The organism is Thermodesulfobacteriota bacterium, assembly GCA_030583865.1.
Taxonomy (GTDB): Bacteria; Desulfobacterota; GWC2-55-46; order GWC2-55-46; family GWC2-55-46; genus UBA5799.
Genome location: CP129479.1, coordinates 1446488 through 1473103, shown reverse-complemented (window position 1 = coordinate 1473103; position 26616 = coordinate 1446488). Strand labels below are relative to the sequence as shown.

Genomic DNA, 26616 nt, shown 5'->3' with positions numbered 1-26616 from the left:
TACCACTGCGGAGGTTTTTTTCCAAGAGAGAGGCGGGCTGGAATATCAGCCCGGGAGCGCTTCGGGCCTCAGGTCGTCTTTCGTAAGAAGGCGCTCTATCCTATGAAGGAGCCTTGCCTTTGAGGAGAATGCGCCGCCCGAGGAGGCGTGGAGGTCGATACGCGCGATCTCCACGGAAGCGTCGATCCTGTAAGCGAGGAGATAATAAGGCCCGAAGAGCTTGAGCACAATGGAGATTACGGCAAGCAGGCCGCCCGCCAGGACGACCGCCTTCCCCGGGTCGTACCTGTAGCGGAGGACAGCCGTCTCCCTCACATCGGCGAGTGACACCAGCGCGCCGTCGACGATAACAGGCTCGCCGAGCCGGAGCAGGGCAGGCTCTCCGGGAGCGCCTTTTTTCCTGACCGCCACATGGGGCCTGAGATCCTGCCTCGTGCCGTCAAGCCGCGTAACCGAGCCTTTCCTGAACTGCCCGAATTCGAGCGTTGAAAGGCTGCCCGGTATGATGGCCTCGCCGCCGGTCTTTACGCTAAGGGGTATGGGGCTTCCATCTATCCTCAACCGGAGCGTTCGCTCAATGTCAATGAGCCGGAAAGCATAGGCGCCGTACCGAAAGGGCCCTTCCGTGCCGGCTCCTCCTTCGGTTACGCCGTTATCGCTCCGGACCTTCAAATGCGCTTTCGTCCCGATTGAGGCGAGGGCGTCTTCCCCTGCCTCAATCGCCGGGCGCTGAAAGCCGAGCTTTATCGCGAGCCTTGATTTGATGTCCGGCGGGTAATCGAGCGAGGCTGTCTGAACGTATTCGGAAATCGAGGACTCGAAAAGCAGGCCAACGCTCCCGGTCTCGGATTTCCAGAACGGCCTTATGAGGCCCCGGTTTTCTGGCATGAACTCCATTGGGGAGCCTGACCTGAGCGTTATCGTGCCCTCAAAAGCGAAAAGGAGGGTGATGAGCGCGCCTGAAAACAATGTCAATAGCGCAGCAGGGAAGAGCACGTGAAAAACACGGGGAGGGATGCCTTTTTCCATTACGGTCCACTCGCCGTCTTTACTTATAAGCCGGAGCCCGAGAGCTTCGGCCATGACCCGCCTCGCGTCGGCGTGAGCGCGCTCCGGCGCCTGCGTCAGGAGGATTGACATCGACGGCTCGAAAGGACCGCTTGGCGCCTTTAGCGCACCTCGCTTCAAAAGCATGGCGCACGCTCTGGCCGTCTTCTCAAGAAGGCTTCTCAGTCGACTTCCGGTTTTAAGGAGCCTGTGAAACGGCATCGTACCCGTCCTATTCGATTGAAGATATCCCGGAGGAGGCGAGCCGGTCCGGTCCGGATGCCGCCGTCCGGACGCTTGCGAGGCCGGGCAGGTTCAATTGGGACCCCGGGGCGCAGGAGAGGTCATGCGTCTTCGTGAAAGGGATAAAATCGCACGGCATAAGGCAAAATTACCACGGCCCATTTGGTTTGACAAGCGGCATCTTTAGGGTTAAGATTTAGCAAGCCTTCATGCTTTTTGCTCATTAATTCGCCCGGAGGACCCCGTTAGAGGGCTGAATACCAAGGCCGCCATCCGCAAAGGGTTCCCCTGACGCGGACTCCCCCGGAAAGGGTCAAGCTTCCGATGAAAAAATTAAGGTGCCACTGCTGCGGCAGGGAACTGCCCAAGGGCAATCTCAAATATATACTCGAGATAAGGAGCTTTGCGGATTTCGACGGCTACCTCGAGGACTTCGATGGCGACGTCGAGGAGGGCATAAACGACCTCCTTGACGCCATGGAAAGCATGGACCCGAAGGCCCTCGAAGAGGACGTATCAAAAGAGCTCATATTCATACTGTGCAAGTCCTGCCGCGACAGGTTCACCAGCGACCCGTTCCAGACCGGCAAGGCCGTGTTCGAGGGAGAGGATATCAAGGGCACCATACACTGAGGCCGCTATAAGCAGATGGCCCTCGCCCCGGAGGCCGTGCCGGCCCCCCGCCCATACACCATGCTTTACGCCGTAATCTCCGATATCCACTCGAACCTGGAAGCCCTCAGCGCATTCCTCGAAGACGCGGACCGCCTCCGCGTTGACAGGATAATATGCCTTGGCGACATCGTCGGCTACAACGCAAACCCCAACGAATGCATAGAGCTTCTGCGGGAGAGGGGGGCCGTTTGCGTCCTCGGCAACCACGACTCACGGGTGGCCGGGTTCGAGGAGCCGCACAACTTCAACTACCATGCGGCGGCTGCCGTGTACTGGACGAGGAACGCCCTGAAGCCGGAGAACCTCGAATACCTGAGGGGGCTTTCCAAGAGCTTCACCGTGAAGGGGCGGTTTATGGCCGTACACGGATGGGTGAACGATATTGACAGGTACATAATGGGGATAAGGGACGCGGAAAGGAATTTCGAGCTCATGGAGGGGCACGGCGCCCCCGGCATCTGCTTCTTCGGGCACACCCACGTCCCGGCGGCCTACTCGGAGATGGGCGGCGAGGCGGTCCTCCTCCATGAGAACCCCTTGAAGCTTGCAAAAGGGGTCAAATACCTCATAAACCCGGGCGGGCTCGGACAGCCCCGCGACCGCGACCCCAGGGCCGCTTTCCTGGTATACGATTCAAGGAAAAACCAGGCGGTCTTTTACAGGGTCGAGTATGACATCCGCTCCGCCTCTGAGAAGGTTTTGCAGGCCGGTCTACCCGACAGGCTCGCCGAAAGGCTCAAGCTCGGGTGGTAGCGCGCCTTGCCCAGACATAGGCATCCCTTACCCGACCCCTCTCAAAGGACTAAAGCCTGTCCTGCCTTCAGCCGATATCTAGGTTAATACCATTGGCCATACCCTTTGCCTCCCGAGCCTGGCTCAAGTTCGGGCAAAATTCATGTAAAAACAATATTTCCAGTTAGTTCCAGCATATTCTTAATGTACTTCATTAAGTGTACCGAGGGCGGCAAGCATGTTCAGAAAGATCCAGATGGATGAGTTGAAGATAGGCATGAAGCTCTGCGCCCTTGAAAAGGACGATACCGGCAGGCCGTCTTTTTTCATGAACTCGCTCCTGGTCAGGAGCGATGCCGACATAGAGGCCTTCCGGGGCAGGGGGTATGGCATTGCGTATGTGATAACGGACGATTGCGCCGGAGGACAGGCCTGGGGGCCTGACCATCAGGAAGCCGGGATAACGGTCCTGGAAGCCGGCACTGCGCTTCCGGAGGCCGTGGGATTCGAGGATGAGATATACAGGGCAGCCGCCCTGAAGGACGAGGCCGTCGGCCATGTCATGGGCTTCCTTACGGACATAAGGGCCGGGAGGAGCGTTGACGCGGAGGCCTTCGGCCTCCTAGTCGTCAGGATGATAGACAGCATATTCAGGAACCCCGATGCCCTGACCTGCCTCGCGTGGCTGAGGGACAACGACGACTGCACGTTCCGGCATTCCCTGAATACCTGCATACTGTCGCTTGCCCTCGGAAGCGAGCTGGGCTTCGAAAGGGAAAAGCTGATCGAGCTCGGCACGGCGGCGGTCCTCCATGACATAGGAAAGCTCCTCCTGCCGGAGGCCCTCCTTAAAAAGCCGGGGAGGTACACGGAAAGCGAGCTCGCCGAGATGCAGAGGCATTCAGAGCTCGGCGCGGACCTGCTCCACAAGACAGACGGCTTTAAGCGCTCATCGATCGTCACGGCGCTCCAGCACCATGAGAGAGTGGACGGCAAGGGATACCCGGAGGGGCTCTCCGGCACGCGCATACACGAGTTCGGGCGCATTGTCAGCGTTGCCGAAGGCTATGACGCGATGACCTCGGAAAGGCCGCACAGGAAGAGTTTTACGCCGCACGAGGCGCTGCAGGTCATGTCTTTCGGTAATAACACCGTTTACGACGCCCGCTTCCTGCAGGGCTTCATCAGGTGCATAGGCATATATCCCATAGGAAGCGTTGTCGAGCTCTCTACCGGTGAGATAGCCGTCGTGAAATCCAACGACCGCGAAAACCCTCTCAAGCCCGCGGTGCTGGTCGTATTGAACAAGAACGGCCAGTCCCTCGCGCCCCCTGTCGAGGTGGCCCTTTCCGAACGCAAGGACCTCTGCATAAAAGGCTCTGCAAACCCCGGCAAGTACGGCATTGACACGAACAGGTTCATCCTCGGTGAGCGCGGTCGCCCCCACGCGTGAGTCAGGCTCCTGGCTGCGCGGGTATCAGGGCGCGGCCTTTTCCGCGGCAAACCCGAGCCGCTCCAGTTCCCTGAACCTCTCGACCCTCTTCCTTGCGAACTCCTTCTGCTTCTCGTACCTTGGCGGCGCGTTATTCGAGAAGATATCGTAATAATGGGCGGCCTGGTCGAGGCGGCCCGTCTTCTCGAGATTGAGCGATATGTTATAGTAGGCCTCGATATTGCCTGGGTCGAGGGCTATCGCCTTTTTGTATTCCTCTATGGCCTCAAAGGGCCTGTCCAGGAGCATGTAGCAGTTCCCGAGGTTGTTGTGCGGCCTGGACTTCATCGGTGACTTCGCCGCGACGTCCAGCCACATCGAGAGTTTCGTCCTCCATACCTTGTTCCTCTCGTAGGTAAGCCCCGAAAGAACGAGCATCAAGGCGAGCGCCCCTGAAATCGCGAGCGTCCCGCCGCGGGCAGGGCGCCCCATGCCTTGGGCGGCCCGTGAAAGCGCGGCCCAAAGGACGTCGGAAAAGATGAAGAAGAGGCCTGCGGAGGCGAGATAGACCCTGTGCTCGAATATGGGGTCTACTATCGGGATTATGCTCGAGGTTGGCGCGAGCACGATGAAGAACCAGAGTATGAAGAATGAAGCGGCGCGCCGCCTCCTGAAAAGGAATATAGCGGAGACGAAAAGCGAAAGAAGGAAGAGAAATGAAAGCAGGGTGTCGATTTCAAGAAGGCTCCTGCTTATCCTGAAATCATAGTCGAGGTTCTGCCAGGCGGGAAGGAAGAGAAGCCTTATGTAGGTCACGACCGCCCTGAACTGGGTAAGGAGGTACTCCCAGGGCGTAACGCCCTGTACGGAGAAGCCCGCGTCGGTTCCCTTGAGCCCCTTGACGATGATAAAGCCAGCGACCGCCGCGAGGGCCAGAAATACCAGGGGCCCGGCCATCCTTTTGAAGGAGGGCCTTTCGCTTAGGAAATAGAAGTCGTAGAGGATTATCACGAGCGGGAGGGTTACGGCGAATTGCTTGCTGCCGAGCGCCAGTATGCCGGATGCTATAGACAAGGCATAGAGGACGTATCTCCCGGGCGCTCCTGCCGCCTGCCGCCCCTTTACGAACGCGATGAGCGAGGCGAGGTAGAAAAGCGACGCGATCGATTCGTACCTCTGCGACACGTAGCTTACGGACTCGGTCTGGACCGGATGCAGGAGGAAGATGGCCGAGGTCAGAAGGGCGATGAAACGGGCGCGGCTTTCGTCGTAGAGGAGCCCGGGCGAGCGCGCGGTCAGGAACGCCAGATAGAAGACGAGGAGGCCGCATACGGCGTGCACGGCGAAGTTGGTCAAGTGATAGGGCAGGACGTCGAGGCCCCAGAAATAGTAGTTTACAGCGAAGGTGAAGGTCGCTACCGGGCGGATGCCGTCAACGAAGGATTTAAGATGAAGCCCCCGGAAGTTCCCTATATCCGTGACATAGGGGTTTTCCGCCACGGTCCCGTCGTCGTCGAACTGGAATTCTCCGGTAAAGGTGTTCGAATAGGCGAGTACGGAGAGGATCAAGGCGACTGCGAGGAGTATCGCAACACGGGTTCTTCCTGACGACGTCATCTCAAACCGTTCCCACCATGGACGCTCAACGCGGGCCGACCGGCCCCGAATTCTAAGGATGAGCCCGGACTACCCCCCTATGAGGCTCATCGTCCTGCTGCATTTCTTGAAGATGTTCTCGTTTATGGTGTGCCCCTTGGGCTTTTCCCGTACAGCGGCAAGGAGTATCCTTTCGATGGCCTCGTCCGTGGAGCCGTCCCTCAACGGGGTGCGGAGGTCGGCTTCGGTATCGGAGAAGAGGCAGGTCCTCAGCTTCCCGTCGGAGGTGAGGCGGAGCCTGTTGCATGAGCCGCAGAAGTGCTCGGAGACAGGGCTTATGAGGCCGATCTCTCCGGGAGCGCCCTTGAACCTGAACCTCCTCGCGGGCCCGGCGCCGTCCTTGTGGTCGATAACGGGCTCCAGAGGCCCGAGCGCGGCCTCTATTCGCTCCTTAATCTCCCTGGCGGTCAGGCACTTGTCCCTCTGCCAGCCCTCCTGGGTGTTGAAGGGCATGTACTCGATATACCTTACATGGTAGGGCTTCTCCTTCGAGATAAGGGCGAAATCGACTATCTCGTCGTCGTTGAAGCCCTTTATGACGACCATGTTTATCTTGACCGGCGTAAGCCCGGCTCTTTGGGCCTCGTCGAGCCCTTCGAGCACCTCCGAAAGCCTGTCGCCCCTGGTCATTGCCGCGAACCTTTCGCGCTTAAGTGAATCGAGGCTCACGTTTATACGCCTGAGCCCGGCCTCCCTTAGCCTCCGGGCGTATTCCCTCAAGAGCACACCGTTCGTCGTAAGGCTCAGGTCCTCAATGCCCGGTATCGAGGCGAGGTCCCTGAGGAAATCTACGATGCCCTTCCTTACGAGAGGCTCCCCGCCCGTGACCCTGATTTTCGTAACACCGCCCCTTGCCGCTATCCTCGCAAGCCGCAGTATTTCCTCGTACCTCAGGATGTGCTCGGGCTCGGCAAGGTCAATGCCCTCGGGCGGCATGCAGTAGACGCAGCGGAGGTTGCAGCGGTCGGTGACCGAAATCCGGAGGTAATCAATCCTCCGTCCGTATGAGTCGACAAGGGGCTGCATAATGACTCAGTCCATGAACTCGGTTTCATCGGGCCGGGCCCTGGTAAGAGGGGCCGGGTCCGTGTCTATCATGAAGAAGTCCGACGGCCCGCCGATGTTCCGGACGGGCGATACATCCACGGGCGCCGTCCCGGCCTTGAAGACCTCGAAGACGGCGTCTTTTATGGAATCATTGGCAAGGAGGCCCGTTGACGGGTCTATCCGGGCGAATTCCAGTCCTTCGGGGACCGGGAACCCGCTTGCCGGGGTTTCGGCAAGCGCCCCGGACATGAAGCCAAGCCATACGGGTAGAGCGGCCCTGGAGCCGGTCTCCCTGCTTCCCAGGGGCTTTTCATCATCATACCCCACCCAGGCCCCTGCCGCAAGCCCCGGCACATAGCCTATGAACCACGCGTCGTTCAGGTTGTTGGTCGTGCCGGTCTTCCCTGCAGCCGGCCTTCCGAGGGCCCGGGCCCTCATGCCTGTCCCGGATTCCACGACACCCTGAAGGAGGCTCGTCATGATATACGCCGTCTGCGGGCTGATGACCGACGTCGAAAAAGGCTCCGTCACCTCGAGGACGCGGCCCGTCCGGTCGGCGACCCTTGTAACAAGCATCGGGGCGGGTTTTACGCCGAGGTTTGCCAGCGTGGAAAACGCGACCGTCAGCTCCTGGAGCGTGACCGCGGACGAGCCGAGTGCAAGGGAGAGGTCGCCCGCGAGCGGCGAGCTTATTCCCAGGAGCCTCGCGTAATTGAGCGCCTGCCTGATGCCGATCTGCCTGAGCACTTTTATGGTTATTACGTTCCTGGACCTCGCTATGGCCTCCCTGATTGTGGTCGGGCCGAAAAACTGCTCGTCGTAGTTCCTGGGCCTCCAGGAGTCCTCCCTCTCGGTGTCCTCGAAGACGACAGGGGAATCCATTACGATGCTCGCCGGGGTAAGTCCGCTGTCCATCGCAGCCGCGTATATTATGGGCTTGAAGGCCGAGCCCGGCTGCCTCCGGGCCTGCATGGCCCTGTTGAACTGGCTCTGCGAGTAATCGAAGCCGCCGACCATCGCCTTTACGGCCCCGGTCTCGGGCTCCATTGCGTGGAGTGCGGCCTGCGCAAGGGGCTCCTGTTCGAGCCTTAGCTCGAGTGGTGCCGCCGCGTTCTCGGGCACTGCCTTTACGGCGACCTGCACGACGTCTCCGGCCTTGAGTATCTTCCGGAGGTCCTCCTGCCTTCCGCCGTCCGGCTCGCGCGTCGGGTTATAGAGCCTTGCCCACTGCATGTCCTGGGCCTGGATGATACCGGCTCTCCCGCCTATATCGACCGAGAGGCTCCTGTCCCTGTCGCTGAACGACTTGACGGCGGCAAGGTAGTATTTACCCGGCCCGGGCGGGTCGTGGAGGAGCTTCTTTTCCATCTCTTTCCTGAAGGCCCCGGCTTCCTCCTCGCTCTTGAGCTTCCTTGCCGGGCCCCTGAACCCGCGCCGCTTGTCGTGCTCGCGGAGCCCCTGGTCCACCGCCCTGTTAGCGGCCCTCTGCATCTCGACGTCGAGGGTAGTATGCACTTCGAGGCCGCCCCTGTAGAGGAGCTCGCTCCCGTACTTCGCCTCAAGGTGCTTCCTGACCTCCTCCGTGAAGTACGGGCCCACCCACAGGCTCTCCGACCGTCTCGGCACGAGCTTGAGGCCCTCGGCATACGCCCTGTCCGCCTCGTCCCGCGTAAGGTGGTTCGTCTCGACCATCCTGTCGAGGACGTAAGCCTGCCTTCTCCTGGCAAGCTCCATGTTCTCGTATGGCGAATACTTGCTCGGCGCCTTGGGGAGCCCGGCTAAGAGAGCGGATTCGGAAAGCGTGAGTTCGCTTACGTCCTTGCCGAAGTAGGCCTCGGAAGCGGCCTGTATGCCGTAAGCGCCGCTCCCGAGGTATATCTGGTTGAGGTAGAGGTGGAGTATCTCCTCCTTGTTGAGGTTCTTTTCTATCCTGAAGGCCATTATGGCCTCGCGGACCTTCCTCGATATCTTCTTCTCCGAGGAGAGAAAGAAGCTCTTCGCGACCTGCTGGGTTATGGTGGAGCCGCCCTGGACGACGCGGCCCGCCTGGAGGTTCTTGAGAAAGGCCCTGAATATGCTCGAGTAGCTTATTCCCTCGTGCTCGTAGAACCCGGCGTCCTCGGCGGCGATGAAGGCGTTTATCAGGTGGGCCGGCACCTGGTCGAGGCCCACTATGACTCTGCGCTCTATATAGAACTCGCCTATGAGCCTGCCGTCGTGCGAGAGGACCTTTGTGACCAGGTTTGGGTTATAGTCCTGGATGGTGTCGAGCGGCGGGAGGTCGCGGGTAAAATACCAGTACGCCCCGAAGCCCAGGATTACCGCGGCAATGACGAAATAGAGCGATTTCCTGATGAACTTCATAGACGAAAATAATAACAGAAAAGAGGGAGTGAAGGCAATCGCAATCACCCCGCGAGTAGGCCTTCACGCCCGCCGGGCCCTCAAACCGCGTCCCTTGTCTATTGAAAAAGGCGGTTTATTAGGTTAAATTGGTACTATATGGTCAGGTTAGAGAACATACTGGAGAAGGTGGCCTCCTACAGCCCCAATGCCGACCTGGAGCTCATAAAAAAGGCCTATGTGGTCTCAGGCGTCATCCACCAGGGGCAGATAAGGCAGTCGGGGGAGCCCTATCTCACTCACCCGCTCGAAGTGGCGAATATCATCACGGATTTGAGGATGGACTCGCAGAGCGTCGCGACAGGCCTCCTCCACGACACGGTCGAGGACACCCACACGACCATCGAGAGGATAGAGGAGCTCTTCGGCGCCGAGATAGCCGGCCTGGTGGACGGGCTCACCAAGTTGAGCCGCATGACTTTCGAGAAGAAGGCCGACCACGAGGCCGAGAACTTCCGGAAGATGGTCCTGGCCATGGGCCGCGACATCAGGGTCATCCTCATAAAGCTCGCGGACCGGCTCCACAACATGAGGACCCTCGGCTCGCTCGACCCGGCCAAGCAGAGGAAGATCGCACAGGAGACACTCGACATCTACGCGCCGCTCGCCAACCGCCTCGGCATCGGCTGGATAAAGACCGAGCTAGAGGACCTCGCCTTCATGTACCTCGAGCCGGAAGGCTACGCGGACTTGAAAGAGAAGCTCGCGAGCGCCCTGAACATCAAGGAGAACTTCATCGAGACGGTGAAGGAGCAGATAGAGGCCAAGCTCAAGGAGAACGGCGTCGAGGGCGACGTGAGCGGCAGGCCGAAGCACCTCTTCAGCATCTTCAAGAAGATGAAGGAGCAGGATGTCGAGTTCGACAGGATATACGACATAATGGCCTTCAGGGTGATAGTGAAGACCCTCAGGGACTGCTACGGCGTCCTCGGCGTCATACACTCCGCATGGAAGCCAGTTCCCGGCAGGTTCAAGGACTATATCGCCATCCCCAAGCTCAACATGTACCAGTCCCTCCATACGACCGTGGTCGGCCCTTACGGCGTCAGGATGGAGGTGCAGATACGTACCGAGGAGATGCACAGGATCGCCGAGTACGGCATCGCCGCCCACTGGAGGTACAAGGAGGGCAGAGAGCCCGAGGGCAAGGACGACAAGAGCTTCGCGTGGCTCAGGCAGCTCCTTGAGTTCCAGATGGACCTGAAGGACTCGGACGAGTTCATGGACTCCCTAAAGGTCGGCCTCTTCCCGGAGGAGGTCTTCGTCTTCACGCCCAAGGGCGACATAAAGCAGTTCCCGTTAGGCGCGACCCCCGTGGATTTCGCCTACTCGGTCCATACCGACATAGGGAACACCTGCTCCGGCGCAAAGGTGAACGGCAAGATGGTGCCCCTGAAATACAGGCTCCGTAACGGCGACATCATAGAGATTATAACGTCCCAGAGCCACACCCCCTCGAAGGACTGGCTTAAATTCGTCGTAAGCTCCCGCGCCAAGGCCAGGATACGGCAGTGGATAAAGACCGAGGAGCGGGCGAAGTCCATCTCCCTCGGGAAAGAAATACTCGAAAAGGAGCTTACGCGCCACGGCCTCGAACCCGGGAAGCTCCTCAAATCCGAGGAGTTCGAGAAGATCGCCTCCGGGTTCGGGGTCCAGAGCGCCGAGAGCCTCCTCGCCTCCGTCGGCTACGGGAAGATATCCGCGGCCCAGGTGCTCGGAAAGCTCCTGCCGCCCGAGAAGCTCCGCGACCGCCAGAAGTTCTCCTTCAGGAGGATGTTCGATAAATGGAAGCCCGGCGACAAGGACAGGAGCGCGATAATCGTGAGGGGCGTTGAGGACGTGCTCGTGCGCTTCGCAAGGTGCTGCAACCCGCTCCCCGGCGACGAGATAGAGGGCTACATCACCCACGGCCAGGGCGTCGCCGTCCACGCGGTCGGCTGCCCCACGCTCCTGCATATCGACAGGGACAGGAGGATAGAGGTCGCGTGGGACCGGAAGATAAAATCCATGAGGCCTGTAAGCATTCAGGTGGTCTGCAGGAACGAGAAGGGCCTTTTGGCCGAGATGACCAACGCCATAAAAACAGCCGACGCCAACATATCGAGCGCGGACATAAGGACGAGCCAGGACAACAAGGCCGTCTGCACCTTCGAGGTGGAGGTTAGCGACTCGAACCACCTTAAGAACATCATATCGGCGCTCAAGAGAATAAAGAAGGTGACAAAGGTCGAAAGGATAAAGAGCGGCAGCCACAGGGAAGCAGAGGCCGAGAGCGTGCACTGAGCAAAATCAAACGCGGGTGCGAGGGCATGGAAGGAAATCCGATGAAAAAGGAAGAGATAAAGACCGTGAAAGCGCCTGCGGCCATAGGCCCCTATTCGCAGGGCATAAGGGCAGGGGGCCTCATCTTCGCCTCCGGGCAGATACCCATAGACCCGGCCACCGGGAATATAGTCGCAGGCGGCATTGTGGCCGAGACCAGGCAGGTGCTCGAAAACCTCAAGGCGGTCCTAGAGGAGGCGGGCGCCGGGCTTAAGGACGTCGTAAAGACGACGGTGTACCTTTCAGACCTCGCCAGGTTCAACGAGATGAACGGCGTTTACGGCGAGTTCTTTTCACCGCCTTTTCCGGCCAGGGCGACTATCGGGGTGAGCGCGCTTCCAAAGGGAGTCGGGGTGGAGATAGACGCGGTCGCGGTGCTAGGAGATAAGGTGAAATAAAAAAAGCCTGCCGATTGACGGCAGGCCACGATGCGCCGAAAAAAATGGGCTTAGGCGGCCTTTACTACGGCCCCTGAGCGGATGCACCTGCTGCAGACCTTTATCTTCCTTACCCTGCCGTTATGTACGGCCTTTACCGGCTGGAGGTTGGGGTTCCATCTCCGCTTGGTCTTGTTGTTCGCATGGCTTACGTTGTTGCCGAACGAAGGTCCCTTTCCGCATATCTCACATGTGCCTGCCATGTTTATTACCTCCAAAAATGTTTGAACTGATATATTTATCACAAGGGAGCTGGATTTGCAAGTTTTTTTTAGGCAGGTACATGGGATAGAATGAGACGGGGCCGTTTCCGGCCTCAAGCGCTATGAAAAGAAGGGGCACTGTCATATTGATCGCCGCTATCGCGGCGTTTTCGGTAGTCATCTCGCTCTTCCTCGATTTCGTCGACGACACGAGGGCCTACAGGCAGGCAGGCACGGGGGCCGACGCAATAGTCGTCCTTACCGGAGGGCGCGGGAGGACGGCAGAGGGGCTTTCGCTTCTGAGGCAAGGCAAGGGGGCGGTGCTGATACTGAGCGGGGTCCACGCGGACGCGGACCTCGACTCCATATACCTTAACCAGGTCAACCTTGTCGAGCGCCCAAGCATAGTGCTTGAAAAATTCTCAAAGAGCACGTATGAGAACGCCCTCGAGGTGAGAAGGATAATGGAGGAGAGGGGGTTCAAATCGATGGTCCTCATAACCTCCGGCTATCACATAAAAAGGGCCCATTACACCTTCGCCAGGATCATGCCTGACGTCCGGATAGAGCCTTACAGCGTATCAACCGCCAACTTCGAGATAGAGAGCTGGTACGGCGGAAAGGGACTCGGCCTTCTTGCGGTAGAGTTCCTGAAATATTACTGGTACAAGGCCAGGTTCGCCATCCTTGGAGAGCCGGGCCTTGCCAGGGCCGTCGCAGCGAGAAGCGTTTAGAAGGCTGCTGAAAAAGCCAAACCTGCGGCGCCGTCTTCAAAGTTAGACACTCCGGCGTACTATAAAAGTGCGCCTCATCCTCGCTTTTCGACTCTTTCCATCTTGAGATTCTGAGAGCCTGAATGTGTTCTTCTTTTTTTTCAGCAACCTCTCAGGCCTGGCAGGTTCAACCCTTGCGCGGCGCTTGAGCGAGGTCATATCATCTCCATGCCCCGCCGTCCTCAATGGTCGGGACGCGATCACGTTCCCGTCCCGCCGTTGACAAGGCAGGTTTTCCGGTTAGATTTGTATTATGGCTCTATGAAAGGGGGGCTGCCCATGCCCACGGTAGTGCATTTCGAGATACCAGCCGACGACCCCGACAGGGCGCGGAGGTTCTATTACGACATGTTCGGCTGGCAGATCGAGAGGATACCCGGAATGGAATACTGGCTCATAAACACGACCGGCGAAAACCCCATCGGCGGCGGCCTCATGCGGAGGGAAAGCCCGAAGCAGACAATCACCAACTACATTGACGTGAGCTCAATAGACGAATTCACGGAGAAGGCAAAGGCGCTGGGAGGAAAGACGCTGGTCTCGAAAAAGGCCGTGCCCGGAATGGGGTACTACGCCATATGCCTGGACCCCGAGGGGAATACCTTCGGCATATGGGAGGACAGCAAGGAAGCGAGATGAATCCCGGGTTATAGCAGATGGAACAAGAAGGCCCTGTCCGGAGTCCGGACAGGGCCTTTTAGATGAGATTGCTATTAATCAGGCCTTCCCTGAAAATAGCGGCTTATATCTCGGTACTCTCCCCGGGGTTCATAATCCTGACATCGACTGGCTTGCCTTCGAGCCCCTTACTGAAGGCCTGCGGGTCCTGCTTTATGAGGTCGAAGGTGTTATAGTGCATGGGTACCGCGACCCTGGGCTTCAAAAACGCGACAGCCCGTACCGCGTCCTCTATCCCCATCGTGAAGTTGTCGCCTATCGGGAGGAGGGCGCAGTCAATTGAGTTGGTCTCTCCTATGAGGGCCATGTCCGCGAAGAGCCCGGTGTCGCCCGCGTGGTAGAGGGTCTTTCCGCCCATGCTGACAATGAAGCCGCATGGGTTGCCGGGGGTGCCCGCTTCAGTAGCCGAGCCGTGGTGGGCGATTGTGAGCTTCACTCTTCCGAACGGGAAGGCGTGGCTTCCGCCTATGTGCATGGCGTGGCCTGTCGCGCCTTTTGAAATGCAGTAGTTAACGAGCTCGAATGTGCCGATAATGGGGGCCTTGTTGGCCTTTGAAATCTCGACCGCGTCGCCCAGGTGGTCGCCGTGGCCGTGCGTAACGAGCACCGCGTCGACCTTCACATCCGCCGGTTTTGTCTTAGCCGTAGGGTTGCCGCTTAGGAAGGGGTCGATTATGACGCTCTTTCCCTGAGCCTCCACAATGAAACACGAGTGTCCCTGCCAGGTTATCTTCATCCTGCGCCCTCCGCTCCTGCAGGCTGCTGAAAAAGTCCATCTGCTTCGTTGTCATCGGCGCTCGTCACTCCGGCGTACACGAAAAGTACGCCTCATTCCTCGCTCCCCTATTACAACGGAGGCCTCGCATCTGGGAGCTTTTTGAGACAGCCTGAATAGATTTTGCATTTTTTCAAAAAAGTGCGAATGATGCGGCCTAAAAACCACTTACCACAAGCCCCTCCCTCTTAAGGAGCGCTGCAGTGACCCCGGTCCCGTTCACGCAAAGGCTGTCCCTGCAGATTGTGCCTACACCGCACGAGGGGCTTCTCTCTTTTAAGAAAGCCTCTTCCGAGCCTGTGATCCTGGCAATCTGAAGCACGTCCATCGCGCCCTTCATGAACTGGAGCGTGACGTCGGCCCCGAACTCGTCAATGACCTTTGCCGTCCCGGCCAGGACGGCCGTGCCGTCGCCGTCGGCTATCTCGGATGCGGGGCGCGGGGTGGGCAAGCCCCCCAGCTGCTCCGGGCAGACCGGGATTAACGTCCTTCCCTCAAGGCGGGTTACGGCCTCGATGGAGTAGGCGTCCTTCCCGTCGTAGCGGGTCCGGAGGCCCAGGAGGCAGGCGCTCACTATGACCGGTCCGTTGTACATCCCTTTAGTCTTCTCCGGGATTTTCCATGCCCCCTGAAGGTGACTTAGCGTCCCTGACGAATACCCTTCTGCCCCTTACCTCGAGCCTTCCCTCGCTATAGAGCTGTATGGCCCGCGGATATATCCTGTGCTCTTCAGCCAGTATCCGCTTTGAAAGCGACTCGACCGTGTCCTCGTCCTTAACCGGCACGACCGCCTGGACTATTACGGGCCCGGTGTCCACGCCGTCGTCCACGAAATGCACGGTGCAGCCAGAGAACTTCACACCGTATTCGAGCGCGGCTTTCTGTACCTCCAGCCCGGGGAAGGAAGGAAGGAGCGATGGATGTATGTTCATCACCTTCATGTGGAACGAGTCCAGGAGGACCCTGGTTATTATCCGCATGAAGCCCGCGAGCACCACAAGCTCGACGCCGTGCTCCTTCAAAATCCGAAGCACCTCCGCGTCGAAGGCCTCTTTTTGCGGGAAGTCCTTGACCCTTACCACGGCGACAGGGATGTCGTGCTTCCTTGCGCGCTCAAGCGCAAAGGAGTCGGGCTTGTTCGAGACGACCACCTTTATGGAGGCGTCGAGCCTTCCGGCCTCTATCTCGTCTATTATCGACTGGAGGTTCGTGCCGCTACCTGATACGAGCACCCCTATGTTGACCATTAAGGCAACCTCTAAAATTGATTTTTTCCCCGGACTCTGCGTCAGGGCGTGAACAAAAATGCTCACATATTCACATATATGCTCCGCTTTTTATTCCCGCCCTTCCTTGATTGCGGGAAAAATCTCAAATTTTTAGAGGTTGCCTTAAATCATACCCGCTTTCCCGGTGAATTCAACCCGGGGCGCGCCTTTAGCCCGGGCGATTTCGCCTATGGTAAAGGCCTTCTCGCCGAGGGCCGCAAGCCTCTTTAGCGCGCGGGCCTCGTCCCGGGCCCTGACGACGATGACCAACCCTATGCCGACATTGAAGGTCCTGAACATCTCGCTCTCATCTACCGGGCCGCCCTCCCTTAAGAGCCTGAATATGGGCGGCACGGGCCACGAGCCTTTTTCTATGGCCGCCACAGTGCCTTTTGGCAGCACCCTCGGGATATTCTCAATAAAGCCTCCGCCAGTTATGTGGGCCATGCCGAGGACGTCGCAGTGTTTCATGAGCTTCAGGACCGGCTTCACGTAAATACGGGTCGGCGCAAGGAGGGCGGACCCGATGTCGGTCCCAAGGCCCCTGGGCCTGTCGGTAAGCTTGCGCCCGAGGGATTCGAAGATTATCTTTCTCGCGAGCGAGTAGCCGTTACTGTGTAGGCCGCTGGAAGCAAGCCCTATTATCCTGTCTCCCGGCTTTATCCGGGAGCCGTCCACAATTTTTTTCCTGTCGACCACGCCGACGGCAAAGCCCGCCAGGTCGTACTCTCCAGGCCTGTAAAGGCCCGGCATCTCGGCGGTCTCGCCGCCTATGAGGGCGCATCCGGCGAGCTTGCAGCCTTCCGCTATTCCCTTTACAACCTCAGCTCCCCTTTTCGCGTCGAGCCTGCCGGTCGCGAAGTAGTCGAGGAAGAAAAGAGGCTCGGCCCCGCTTACGAGTATGTCGTTAACGCTCATGGCAACGAGGTCGATTCCGATGGTGTCGTGCCTGTCCGCGGCAAAGGCCACCATGAGCTTGGTTCCAACCCCGTCGGTCGATGAAACAAGCACCGGGTCTTTCATGCCTTTGAATTTTCCCGAGAAAAGGGCGCCGAACCCGCCTATGTCTCCCATCACCTCTTTCCGGTAGGTCGAGCGCACCGAGGGCTTTATGAGAGTAACGAGCCTGCCGCCTTCGTCGATATTAACTCCGGCTTTCTTATAGGTAAGTTTTTTCATGCGCAATAGATTAATGCAAAGACTTTTTGAAGTCAACGGGTATGCTGCCGAGAGGCCGGGAACGCCTTGATTTTTTCCGCAGAGCCCGATAAAGTTCGTGTGGCGCACAGATATATATGCGCCATGCACAAAAGACTGTGCGATTTTTCAGGTGATAATGATTATTGGATTCCCCATCCTGTTAATTAACCTAAATATTTTTTTACATCAGCGATTGGCACATCAGTTGCAATTAAAAAAGCTGATTCGCATATCATCGATTTGGGCCAGGCAATGAAAACCAACAATCAGGGGGGGAAGACGATGCGCATTACCGAGATCAAGGTGCTTCCGGTGGATGGGGATGAAAAGCTCAAGGCCTATGTGACTATCAAGCTCGACGACTGTTTCGTTGTGAGGGACATGAAGGTGATAAAGGGAACTACCGGGTATTTCGTGGCCATGCCAGCCAAGAAGATGAAGGACGGCACCTACAGGGACCTTGTCCACCCGCTCGATAAGCCCACAAGGCAGATGCTCGAGGAGCAGGTCATGAGCGAGTTCAAGAAGGTGCTTGCCGAGGGAGACGGCGCCCAGGCCTTTTCAAATGCGGTTTGAAACGGAGGCCTCTTCATATTGAGGCCGCGTCTGGAGCCCGGCAGGGGGTCTGTCTTTGCCTCGCGGAAGTGGCCAAGCGGAATCGAACGCTGATTCGGCGCGGCCACTTCCGTGAAATAGGAGGGTCAGCGGCAACGGCTGTTGCTCATCCGTTGCCGAGAGCGATTCCTTATTCGCTCAGGCCCGCCCCGCTGCTTCGGTCCGTGCTGACAGCCTTATCTTCGTAAACCCTTCCTTAACCCGCTTTTTTCATTTCTCCGAAATCCGTCCCCCTTTCTCACCCTGAGCCCGCCCTCCGCTCGCCTATCCCGGAGCCTGGCCTAGCATTTGACGGCCCAAGATTGTGGATTATACTTTTCAGGGGGCGCGTACGCCCCTAAAGCTCAACCTCCTGGCATTAAAAATCCGCAAAGAAAAAAGAACAGTCCGGCGTTCGCATGGAGGTCTTCTTGTGAGGGTCGCTCTCGTACACGATTGGCTGACCGGCATGCGCGGCGGGGAAAAGGTCCTGGAAGTCTTCTGCGAGCTCTTCCCCTCGGCAGACCTATATACCCTTTTCCACGACCGGGGGTCTGTCTCCGGGGTCATAGAGGGCAGGCGGGTGAGGACGTCTTTCATACAGGGCCTCCCTTTTGCGCGTAGCGCATACAGGCACTACCTGCCGCTCTTCCCTGCAGCAGTCGAGGGGCTGCATCTTAAGGGCTACAGGCTCGTGCTCTCGACAAGCCATTGCGTAGCAAAGGGGGTGCTGCCCCCGCCGGGCTCCCTGCATATCTCCTACATACACACTCCAATGAGGTATGTCTGGGACATGTACCACGAGTACTTCGGGCAAAAGAGGGGAGTACGGGCGCTTGCCTACCGGGCAGTCGCCCATTACCTGAGGCTCTGGGACGCCGCATCGAGCGCGAGGGTCGACCACTTCATAGCGAACTCTGCCAATGTCGCGGAGAAGGTGAGAAGGCTTTACAGGAGGAGGGCGGATGTCATACACCCGCCGGTCGACTGCTCGAAATTCGCGATAGGCCGAAGGCCGGGAAGCTATTACCTCATCATTTCCGCCTTTGCCCCGTATAAAAGGATAGACCTTGCCATAGAGGCCTTCAACGCGTCGGGGAAGAAGCTCGTCATCGCCGGTTCAGGGCAGGAACGGAAGAGGCTCGTAAAGGCGGCCCGGCCAAATATCGAGTTCCTGGGCTGGAAAACGGACGATGAGCTCAAAGGGTTATACCAGGGATGCAGGGCACTCGTTTTTCCCGGGGAGGAAGACTTCGGTATAACGCCCCTCGAGGCTATGGCGTCCGGCAGGCCGGTAATAGCCTTCGGCAGGGGTGGCGCTACGGAGACCGTCGTCCCGCCTGGCAGGGGACGGAACGCGACCGGTGTCTTCTTCATGGAGCAGGCCCCGGCGGCGCTTAACGAGGCCGTCGAAATATTCGAAAAAGCCGAAGGAATTTTCAACCCTGAGTCCATAAGGGCGCATGCTCTCGCCTTTGACAGAACCGTATTCAAGGAAAGGATCAGAAAGTATTTAGAATCGAAGCTGATCGAGTCCAGGGGCGGGAGGGGAAATGCTCAAAAAACACAGCCAGCTCTTTGAGAGCCTCCTTCTCATCTCGGACCTCATCATAATCGCCTCCTCCTGGGCGCTCTCCTTCCATATACGCTTTCATTCTGGGCTCTTGAGCGTGCCAAGGGGCGTGCCTGATTTTTTCGCGTACAGCCTCCTCCTCATACCCATAACGATAATCTGGGCGGTCGTATTCAAGGTCTTCGGCCTGTACCGGCCCAAGAGGATAGGCACCCCGCTTTCCGAAGTGATCGACATCGGGAAGGCGTGCGGGATATCCATGCTCATATTCATCGCGGTCACTTTCTTTGCCAAGCAGTACGAGTTTTCGAGGCTCGTATTCGTACTTTTCACCGTCATAAATATCGGGGCCTTGAGCCTCGGGAGGTTCGCGTTCAGGAAGGCGCTCCGGTCTCTCATGAGGAGGGGCTTTAACCTCCGGTACGCGGTTATCGTCGGGACCGGCGAGCCTGCAAGGAGGCTTATTGAAAACATCGAGAACCATCCGGAGGTGGGCATCAAGATTGAAGGGCTCGTCTCTCCTGAAGAGGGGCAGGCCGGCAGGCAGGTGTGCGGGGTGAGGGTAGTCGGCTCCACCGGGGACTTAAGGGAGCTCCTGGGCCTCATGCGCATAGACATGGTATTCATCGCCCTCGGCTGGGACCAGCACTCGAAGGTCGCGGAAGCCGTCAAACACATCGGTGACGAGGCCGTGGACATAAAGGTAATACCGGACATGGTGGAGTTCATGACCCTGAGGGGCGGGGTCGAGGAGTTCGAGGGCATACCCATATTGAACCTCCGTAACTCGCCCCTTTACGGCTGGAACATGGTCCTTAAAAGGGGCTTCGATATCGTGCTCTCGGTCGCCGCCCTCGTCCTTTTCTCGCCACTGATGCTGGTTATAGCGGCGCTCGTGAGGGCTACCTCGCCGGGCCCGGTCCTCTACAGGCAGGAGAGGATGGGCATAGGCGGGCAGCCCTTCCGGATGCTCAAGTTCAGGACCATGCGGACCGGGGCCGAGGACGATACCGGCGCGGTCTGGGCAAGGCGGGGCGACCCCAGGCGTACCATGCTCGGAAGGGTCTTGAGGGCCACGAGCCTTGACGAGCTCCCGCAGCTCATAAACGTCCTGAGAGGCGACATGTCGCTCGTAGGCCCGAGGCCCGAGCGGCCGGTCTTCATACACGAGTTCAGGAGGGAGATACCCCGTTATATGCTCAGGCACAGGATGAAGGCCGGCATTACAGGATGGGCGCAGGTGAACGGCTGGAGGGGACACACGGACCTTAAAAAAAGGATAGAGCACGACCTCTATTACATAGAGAACTGGTCGCTGGCCCTGGACATGAAAATACTTTTCCTTACGCTCTGGAAGGGGTTCGTAAACCGGAACGCCTACTGATGGCGGAAGGCGCACTTTTGCGTCCTTGACATGGTACCTGCCCGCGATTATACTGACCTTACTCTCTGTTTTGACGGAGTTTTTCCAAAGCGCCTGGAGAAGAGCAGGCGCCGAGATGCGCGCAATACCATTCCCGCAGACATCCGGAGGTCATCTATCACATGAACATCTGCGTAATCGGCACGGGCTACGTGGGTCTCGTGACCGGCACCTGTTTTGCCGACTTCGGCGTGAACGTCTCCTGCGTCGACAAGGACGCCGCGAAGATTGCGATGCTCAAGAAAGGTGAAATACCTATCTTCGAGCCGGGCCTCAAGGAACTCGTAGACAAGAACATAAACGAGAAGAGGCTCACCTTCACTACCGACCTCTCCGAGGTCATAAAGAAATCCCTCGTCATCTTCATAGCCGTGGGCACGCCCCCAAAGGGGGACGGCTCTGCGGACCTCTGCTACATAGAAGAGGTGGCCCGCACCATCGCCCAAAATCTGAACGGCTACAAGGTCATCGTAACGAAGAGCACCGTCCCTGTGGGCACGGGGAAGCTCATAGAGGGCATCATCGAGAAGGAGCAGGACGGGGAGCACAAGTTCGACGTGGTCTCGAACCCCGAGTTCCTGAGGGAAGGCTCCGCGGTCGAGGACTTCATGAGGCCGAACAGGGTGGTACTCGGGGCGCGTAGCGAGCAGGCCATAGCCATAATGAAAGACCTCTACTCCCCGCTTTACCTCATTGAAACGCCCTTCGTCATAACCGACATAGAGACGTCCGAGCTCATAAAATACGCCTCGAACGCCTTCCTGGCCACCAAGGTCTCCTTCATAAACGAGGTCGCGAACATCTGCGAGCGCGTGGGCGCGGACGTAAAGATGGTCGCCAAGGGCATGGGGCTCGACAACCGCATCGGCCCCAAGTTCCTCCACGCCGGCCCGGGATACGGCGGCTCCTGCTTTCCCAAGGACACGATGGCCATAACCAAGATAGCCCGCTCCCACGGCTACGCGTTCAGGATAGTCGAGGCGGTTATCGAGGTGAACCGGGAGCAAAGGGACAGGATGATCGAGAAGATAAAGGGCCTTGCCGGGGAGCTTCCCGGCAGGCAGATAGGCATACTCGGCCTTGCATTTAAGCCCAATACCGACGACATAAGGGAATCCCCGGCGATGGACATCGCCGAAAGGCTCATGGCCGAGGGCGCTTCCATAAAGGCATACGACCCTGCGGCAATGGAGAACGCCGGAAAGGCCATGCGCGGGCCTGTCACCTTCTGCACCGACGCGTATGAAGTCGCCGACGGGAGCGACGCTCTCGTGATCCTCACCGAATGGAACCAGTTCAGGAAGCTCGACCTCAACAGGGTGAAGGGGCTCTTGAAGGCCCCGAAGATACTCGATTTGAGGAACGTCTACGACCCGGCCGCCATGAGGAGGCTGGGCTTCGAGTACGTCTGCGTCGGAAGGGGCGAGAAGGACTCGGAGCTATCCTTTGCCGGGCCTCTCAAGGCCACTGCCGCTAAAGCCGAATAGCCCGGAATTATTATATTGACTACGCCTGGCCGAAATTGTATACATTTCAGATAGTGAACAGGCGGCGGGTAGATAAAGCCGGGTACGCAACGGTCAGGGCTTTATTCTGGTTAACCCTGCTATCGCTTTTCGGGTACGGCGTGTATAAGCTCGCGCCCCCGTACATCGGGTATATGATGCTCAAGACCGATGTCGGCGAGGAAGCCAAGTTCGCCCACATGCACACCGACGAGGCGCTGGAAGAACGCATCATTGCAAAGGCCGCGGCCTGGGATTTGCCGCTCGACAGAACAGGGCTAATAATCGAACGGGGCCCTGAAGACATCTATATATACGCCGAGTACACTGTCGTCGTGAATTTCCTGAACCGGTACGAAAAAGAATTTTTCTACAACGTAGAGGTGCAGAAGCCGCTTAAGCAGACCGGGGCGCCCCTGCGGTGAAATAGTAGCCTTAAAAAAACAGATGGTTCCGGTGTGAATCCTGAATGCCTCAAAGCCGAGGGGTTCCCGACCGGAATAAAAACCCTTTTAATTTAATCCTGAGAGATTAAAAACGGGGAGATAGTGGCACAACTCATAAAAAGAACCCTTTTGCCTTCGCGTCCGTTCCGGCGCGGAGGTATTTTTTTGTCCAGCCCGCGATGAAGAGGACCGTACTCGACGATAAGGCCATAGAGAGGGCCCTTGCCAGGATAGCCCACGAAATAATCGAGAGAAACAAGGGCACCGAGGGGCTCGTCATTCTCGGCATACCCACGAGGGGGTACCATCTCGCGCTCCGGCTCCAGAGAAAGATCGAGGAGATAGAGGGGGTAATGCTCCCTGCCGGAGCAGTGGACGCGACGCTCTACAGGGACGACCTGGGGATAAAGAAGGACCAGCCCGCGCTCAAGAAAATGGAGATACCCATTCCCATAGACGGGAAAAAGGTAGTGATGGTCGACGACGTCCTTTTTACAGGGAGGACGATAAGGGCCGCCATAGACGCCCTCATGGACTTCGGACGTCCCCTTGCCATACAGCTTGCGGTCCTCGTGGACAGGGGTCACAGGGAGCTGCCCATCAAGGCCGACTACGTGGGGAAGAACCTGCCCACCTCGCAAAAGGAGGGGGTTAAGGTGCACCTTACTGAGACGGACGGCGTAAACGAGGTCGTGATAGAGGCCCAGCAGTAGGACGCATATACGCATGAAGCTTAAAAGAAAAGACCTTATTGGCATTGAGGGGCTCGACAGGGACGAGCTGGAGCTCTTGCTCTCGACCGCGGAGTCGTTCAAGGAAGTATCCGAGAGGGAGATAAAGAAGGTCCCCACCCTGAGGGGCAAGACCATCATCAACCTCTTCTACGAGCCTTCCACCCGCACCCGGACATCGTTCGAGATAGCAGCCAAGCGCATGAGCGCGGACGCCGTGAACATCTCGGTGTCGGCAAGCTCGGTATCAAAGGGCGAAACACTCAGGGACACGGCCATGAACCTCGGCGCCATGAGGCCTGACTGCATCGTCGTAAGGCATTCCTCATCCGGCACCCCGGAGATGCTATCAAGGTATCTCACCTGCCCGGTCGTGAACGCAGGTGACGGCGCGCACGAGCACCCGAGCCAGGCGCTCCTCGACATGCTGACGGTTCGGGAAAGGAAGGGAGCGATAGAGGGGCTAAAGGTATCCATAATAGGCGACATAGCGCATTCGAGGGTCGCCCGCTCTAACATCTACGGCTTTACGAAAATGGGCGCCGAGGTGACGGTCGCGGGCCCGCCGACCATGCTCCCTGTCGGCATAGAGAGGCTCGGCTGCAGGGCGACTTCCGATATGGAGGAGGCCGTAAGGGGGGCGGACGTCATAATGATGCTCCGTATCCAGCTCGAACGCCAGAGCGAGTCCTTCTTCCCGAGCGCGAGGGAATACTCGCGGCTCTACGGGCTTGACGTGACTAAGCTCAGGAACGCGAAAGAGGGCGTGATCATACTCCACCCGGGCCCCATGAACAGGGGGGTCGAGATATCGCCGGAGGTGGCGGACGGCCCCTATTCCGTGATACTGGACCAGGTGACCAACGGGGTCGCCGTGAGGATGGCGATATTCTACCTGCTTGTCGGCGGGGCGAGGGAAGAGCACCATGTCTGAGGTAAAGGCGATATGAACAGGCTCATCATAAAAGGCGGAAGGCTCATAGACCCGGCTGCAGGTATCGACGGCCTCTACAATATCTACGTCATGGGCGGTAGGATAGCCTCGGTAAAGAAGGCCGAGTCCGACGCGTCCGAGGCAGGCCCGGGCGTGGAGGTCGTGGAAGCCAACGGCCTAATTGTCGCTCCGGGATTCATCGACGCTCACGCGCATCTCCGCGAGCCGGGGTTCGAGTACAAGGAGGACGTACGGAGCGGCACGCAGGCCGCCTCAGCCGGCGGGTATACTGCCGTCATGTGCATGGCCAACACCAGGCCCGTAAACGACAACGAGTCGGTCACGAGGTATATACTTAAGAGGGCCGAGGGCGCGGCGGCAAAGGTCTATCCGATCGGGGCCCTGAGCGTCGGGCTTAAGGGAGAGCGCCTTGCCGAGATGGCTGAATTGAAGGCCGCCGGGTGCGTTGCCGTATCGGACGACGGCATGCCGGTCGTAAATAGCGCCCTTATGAGGCGGGCGCTCGAATACTCGAAGATATCGGGCATGCCGGTAATAAGCCATGCCGAGGAACCGGTGCTCGCAGGCTCCGGCGTCATGAACGAGGGGCCTGTAGCCACAAGGCTCGGCCTCAGGGGAATACCTAATGCGGCTGAGGACGTGATGGTCGCAAGGGACATACACCTTGCCGAGCTTGCCGGAGGGAGGCTCCACGTGGCGCATGTTAGCACGAGGGGCGCGGTCGAGGCGATAAGGGCGGCAAAGGCAAGGGGCGTGAGGGTCACGGCGGAGGCTACTCCGCACCACTTGGCCCTTACGGACGAGGCCGTTAAGGGCTATGACACGAACGCCAAGATGAACCCGCCGCTACGCTCCCGCGAGGACGTCGAGGCATTGAGGGAAGGCCTCAGGGACGGCACCATAGACTGCATAGCGACAGACCACGCCCCGCATTCGACAATAGAGAAAGACATAGAGTTCGACAAGGCCTCGAACGGGATAATCGGCCTTGAGACGGCCTTTTCTGTAGTATACGGACTTGTCGAGGAAGGGGCCCTGAGCTTGAATCAGGCTTTGGCGGCCATGTCAGCGAACCCCGCAAAGGCATTCGGGCTCGAAGGAGGAAAGCTTACCGTCGGGAGCCCGGCTGACATGGCCATACTGGACCTGAACGGGAAATGGAAGGTCGAGGCGGCCATGCTCAAATCAAAGTCGAGGAATACGCCCTGGGCCGGGAAGGAGCTCAAGGGTGTGGTGGTAAAGACGGTCCTTGCCGGAAATGTCGTCTACAGCAGGGAATAAGCGAGAAGACGGGATAGAAGGTAACTTAATATCATCTATTAATTTTTTAATGTAACCATCGTGATTCAAATACTTTTTGAGGTGATGAATTGAGAAAGGCTTATCTTGCGCTCGCTGACGGCACGGTCTTCGAGGGCACGTCATTCGGCGCGGACGGAGAAGCGACAGGCGAGGTTGTGTTCAATACCTCGCTTTCCGGCTACCAGGAGGTTTTGACCGACCCCTCCTACAAGGGGCAGATGGTCGTAATGACCTACACGCAGCAGGGGAACTACGGCATAAACCCCGAGGACATGGAGTCAATCCGGCCCTGGGCAGAGGGCTTCATCGTAAAAGACCCCTGCCTATACCCGTCGAGCTGGCGCTCAACCGAAAGCCTCATGGGATACCTCATGAGGAACCGGATAGTCGGCATATCGGGCATAGACACAAGGGCACTTACCAGGATAATCAGGGACAAGGGCGCAATGCAGGGGGTCATCTCCACGAGGGACGGCGATTTTGCCAGGCTCGTAAAAAGGGCTAAGGAGCTTCCGTCCCTGGCCGGGCAGGACCTCGCAAAAGAGGTCACCTGCCGGGAGCCTTACGAATGGCACGGCGGCCTCTGGGAGCTTGAGAAAGGCGGATACCCTCCGGTAGACAAGGGAGAAAAGAAGAAGTTCAAGGTAGTAGCCTACGATTTCGGCGTTAAGAAGAACATACTCCGTAACCTCTCTGCGGTAGGCTGCGCCGTGACCGTCGTGCCCGCTTCCTTCCCCGCGGAGGATGCGCTCGCCATGAAGCCGGACGGCATATTCCTCTCTAACGGCCCCGGCGATCCCGATGCGGTCACTTATGCGAAGGAGACGGTCGGCAAGCTCATCGGCAGAAAGCCCATATTCGGCATCTGCCTCGGCCACCAGATACTTTCTCTCGCGCTCGGCGGAAGCACCTACAAATTGAAGTTCGGCCACAGGGGAGGGAACCAGCCCGTAATGGACCTCACCACCGGCAAGGTCGAGATAACCTCCCAGAACCACGGCTTCGCGGTCGATCTCGACTCTCTCAAGGGCAAGGCCGAGCTTACGCACATTAACCTCAACGACAAAACCTGCGAAGGGATCGCGCTAAAGGACAAGCCCGTATTCTCTGTCCAGTATCATCCAGAAGCGTCTCCCGGCCCGCACGACTCGCAGTACCTCTTCAGGAGGTTCGTGGAGATGATGGAAAGAGCTTGA

General features: G+C 58.2%; 25 protein-coding genes. 16 read left to right on the top strand and 9 right to left on the bottom strand.

Features of this window, described 5'->3' with window-relative positions; translation table 11 throughout:
• Positions 1-45: 45 nt before the first annotated feature.
• Entirely contained in the window at positions 46-1140 is a 1095-nt protein-coding gene (locus QY316_06950) for a hypothetical protein (GenBank protein WKZ31663.1), read from the bottom strand.
• Between the two features lie 474 nt (positions 1141-1614).
• Here QY316_06950 and QY316_06945 point away from each other — a divergent pair, with 474 nt between their 5' ends.
• The 3 genes from QY316_06945 to QY316_06935 all read left to right on the top strand — a co-directional run bounded on the left by QY316_06945 (position 1615) and on the right by QY316_06935 (position 4150).
• Positions 1615-1923: a hypothetical protein gene (locus QY316_06945; GenBank protein WKZ31662.1), complete on the top strand. Its 309-nt coding sequence runs from the start codon at positions 1615-1617 to the stop codon at positions 1921-1923.
• A gap of 15 nt (positions 1924-1938) precedes the next feature.
• Complete coding sequence (locus tag QY316_06940) at positions 1939-2718, top strand: metallophosphoesterase family protein (GenBank protein ID WKZ31661.1); 780 nt, start codon at positions 1939-1941, stop codon at positions 2716-2718.
• 217 nt (positions 2719-2935) lie between these two features.
• Positions 2936-4150, top strand: coding sequence for an HD-GYP domain-containing protein (locus tag QY316_06935; protein WKZ31660.1), 1215 nt, complete (start codon positions 2936-2938; stop codon positions 4148-4150).
• A 24-nt stretch (positions 4151-4174) separates the two neighbouring features.
• Here QY316_06935 and QY316_06930 read toward each other — a convergent pair whose 3' ends face one another.
• The 3 genes from QY316_06930 to QY316_06920 all read right to left on the bottom strand — a co-directional run bounded on the left by QY316_06930 (position 4175) and on the right by QY316_06920 (position 9196).
• Entirely contained in the window at positions 4175-5746 is a 1572-nt protein-coding gene (locus tag QY316_06930) for a tetratricopeptide repeat protein (GenBank protein ID WKZ31659.1), read from the bottom strand.
• A gap of 69 nt (positions 5747-5815) precedes the next feature.
• Positions 5816-6811 (bottom strand): GTP 3',8-cyclase MoaA, encoded by a 996-nt coding sequence (moaA, locus tag QY316_06925; GenBank protein WKZ31658.1) that lies wholly within the window; start codon positions 6809-6811, stop codon positions 5816-5818.
• 6 nt (positions 6812-6817) lie between these two features.
• Positions 6818-9196 (bottom strand): PBP1A family penicillin-binding protein, encoded by a 2379-nt coding sequence (locus QY316_06920; protein WKZ31657.1) that lies wholly within the window; start codon positions 9194-9196, stop codon positions 6818-6820.
• Between the two features lie 138 nt (positions 9197-9334).
• Between QY316_06920 and QY316_06915 the strand changes: the two genes are divergently transcribed.
• Positions 9335-11518: a bifunctional (p)ppGpp synthetase/guanosine-3',5'-bis(diphosphate) 3'-pyrophosphohydrolase gene (locus QY316_06915; protein WKZ31656.1), complete on the top strand. Its 2184-nt coding sequence runs from the start codon at positions 9335-9337 to the stop codon at positions 11516-11518.
• 41 nt (positions 11519-11559) lie between these two features.
• The gene (locus QY316_06910; GenBank protein ID WKZ31655.1) at positions 11560-11955 is read left to right on the top strand and encodes a RidA family protein; all 396 of its coding nucleotides are present in this window, start codon (positions 11560-11562) and stop codon (positions 11953-11955) included.
• Between the two features lie 50 nt (positions 11956-12005).
• Here QY316_06910 and rpmB read toward each other — a convergent pair whose 3' ends face one another.
• On the bottom strand, positions 12006-12197 hold the full coding sequence (gene rpmB / locus QY316_06905) for a 50S ribosomal protein L28 (protein WKZ31654.1): 192 nt from the start codon (positions 12195-12197) through the stop codon (positions 12006-12008).
• 122 nt (positions 12198-12319) lie between these two features.
• Here rpmB and QY316_06900 point away from each other — a divergent pair, with 122 nt between their 5' ends.
• Both QY316_06900 and QY316_06895 read left to right on the top strand, forming a co-directional pair.
• Positions 12320-12931, top strand: a complete 612-nt coding sequence (locus QY316_06900) for a YdcF family protein (protein ID WKZ31653.1) — start codon at positions 12320-12322, stop codon at positions 12929-12931.
• Positions 12932-13249: 318 nt separating this feature from the next.
• The gene (locus QY316_06895) at positions 13250-13609 is read left to right on the top strand and encodes a VOC family protein (GenBank protein WKZ31652.1); all 360 of its coding nucleotides are present in this window, start codon (positions 13250-13252) and stop codon (positions 13607-13609) included.
• A gap of 103 nt (positions 13610-13712) precedes the next feature.
• Here the strand turns inward: QY316_06895 and QY316_06890 are convergent, their stop codons facing one another.
• From QY316_06890 to purM, 4 genes are all read right to left on the bottom strand, one after another.
• A complete protein-coding gene (locus tag QY316_06890; GenBank protein ID WKZ31651.1) occupies positions 13713-14384 on the bottom strand; it encodes a metal-dependent hydrolase in 672 nt (223 codons plus the stop codon).
• Positions 14385-14580: 196 nt separating this feature from the next.
• Positions 14581-15018 (bottom strand): DUF523 domain-containing protein, encoded by a 438-nt coding sequence (locus tag QY316_06885; GenBank protein WKZ31650.1) that lies wholly within the window; start codon positions 15016-15018, stop codon positions 14581-14583.
• A 4-nt stretch (positions 15019-15022) separates the two neighbouring features.
• On the bottom strand, positions 15023-15670 hold the full coding sequence (purN, locus tag QY316_06880; protein WKZ31649.1) for a phosphoribosylglycinamide formyltransferase: 648 nt from the start codon (positions 15668-15670) through the stop codon (positions 15023-15025).
• A gap of 144 nt (positions 15671-15814) precedes the next feature.
• On the bottom strand, positions 15815-16876 hold the full coding sequence (gene purM, locus QY316_06875) for a phosphoribosylformylglycinamidine cyclo-ligase (protein WKZ31648.1): 1062 nt from the start codon (positions 16874-16876) through the stop codon (positions 15815-15817).
• A gap of 297 nt (positions 16877-17173) precedes the next feature.
• On the opposite strand from purM, the gene spoVG reads away from it, so the two are divergent.
• The 9 genes from spoVG to carA all read left to right on the top strand — a co-directional run bounded on the left by spoVG (position 17174) and on the right by carA (position 26616).
• Positions 17174-17467, top strand: a complete 294-nt coding sequence (spoVG, locus tag QY316_06870; GenBank protein ID WKZ31647.1) for a septation regulator SpoVG — start codon at positions 17174-17176, stop codon at positions 17465-17467.
• Between the two features lie 451 nt (positions 17468-17918).
• On the top strand, positions 17919-19067 hold the full coding sequence (locus QY316_06865; GenBank protein ID WKZ31646.1) for a glycosyltransferase: 1149 nt from the start codon (positions 17919-17921) through the stop codon (positions 19065-19067).
• Entirely contained in the window at positions 19039-20442 is a 1404-nt protein-coding gene (locus tag QY316_06860) for an undecaprenyl-phosphate glucose phosphotransferase (GenBank protein ID WKZ31645.1), read from the top strand. Before QY316_06865 ends, QY316_06860 begins: the two co-directional genes overlap by 29 nt.
• A gap of 161 nt (positions 20443-20603) precedes the next feature.
• The gene (locus QY316_06855) at positions 20604-21968 is read left to right on the top strand and encodes a UDP-glucose/GDP-mannose dehydrogenase family protein (GenBank protein ID WKZ31644.1); all 1365 of its coding nucleotides are present in this window, start codon (positions 20604-20606) and stop codon (positions 21966-21968) included.
• Between the two features lie 140 nt (positions 21969-22108).
• On the top strand, positions 22109-22411 hold the full coding sequence (locus QY316_06850; GenBank protein WKZ31643.1) for a hypothetical protein: 303 nt from the start codon (positions 22109-22111) through the stop codon (positions 22409-22411).
• 200 nt (positions 22412-22611) lie between these two features.
• Entirely contained in the window at positions 22612-23145 is a 534-nt protein-coding gene (gene pyrR, locus QY316_06845; GenBank protein ID WKZ31642.1) for a bifunctional pyr operon transcriptional regulator/uracil phosphoribosyltransferase PyrR, read from the top strand.
• A gap of 13 nt (positions 23146-23158) precedes the next feature.
• Positions 23159-24097: an aspartate carbamoyltransferase catalytic subunit gene (locus QY316_06840; GenBank protein ID WKZ31641.1), complete on the top strand. Its 939-nt coding sequence runs from the start codon at positions 23159-23161 to the stop codon at positions 24095-24097.
• Positions 24098-24109: 12 nt separating this feature from the next.
• Entirely contained in the window at positions 24110-25399 is a 1290-nt protein-coding gene (locus QY316_06835) for a dihydroorotase (protein WKZ31640.1), read from the top strand.
• 89 nt (positions 25400-25488) lie between these two features.
• A complete protein-coding gene (gene carA, locus QY316_06830) occupies positions 25489-26616 on the top strand; it encodes a glutamine-hydrolyzing carbamoyl-phosphate synthase small subunit (GenBank protein WKZ31639.1) in 1128 nt (375 codons plus the stop codon).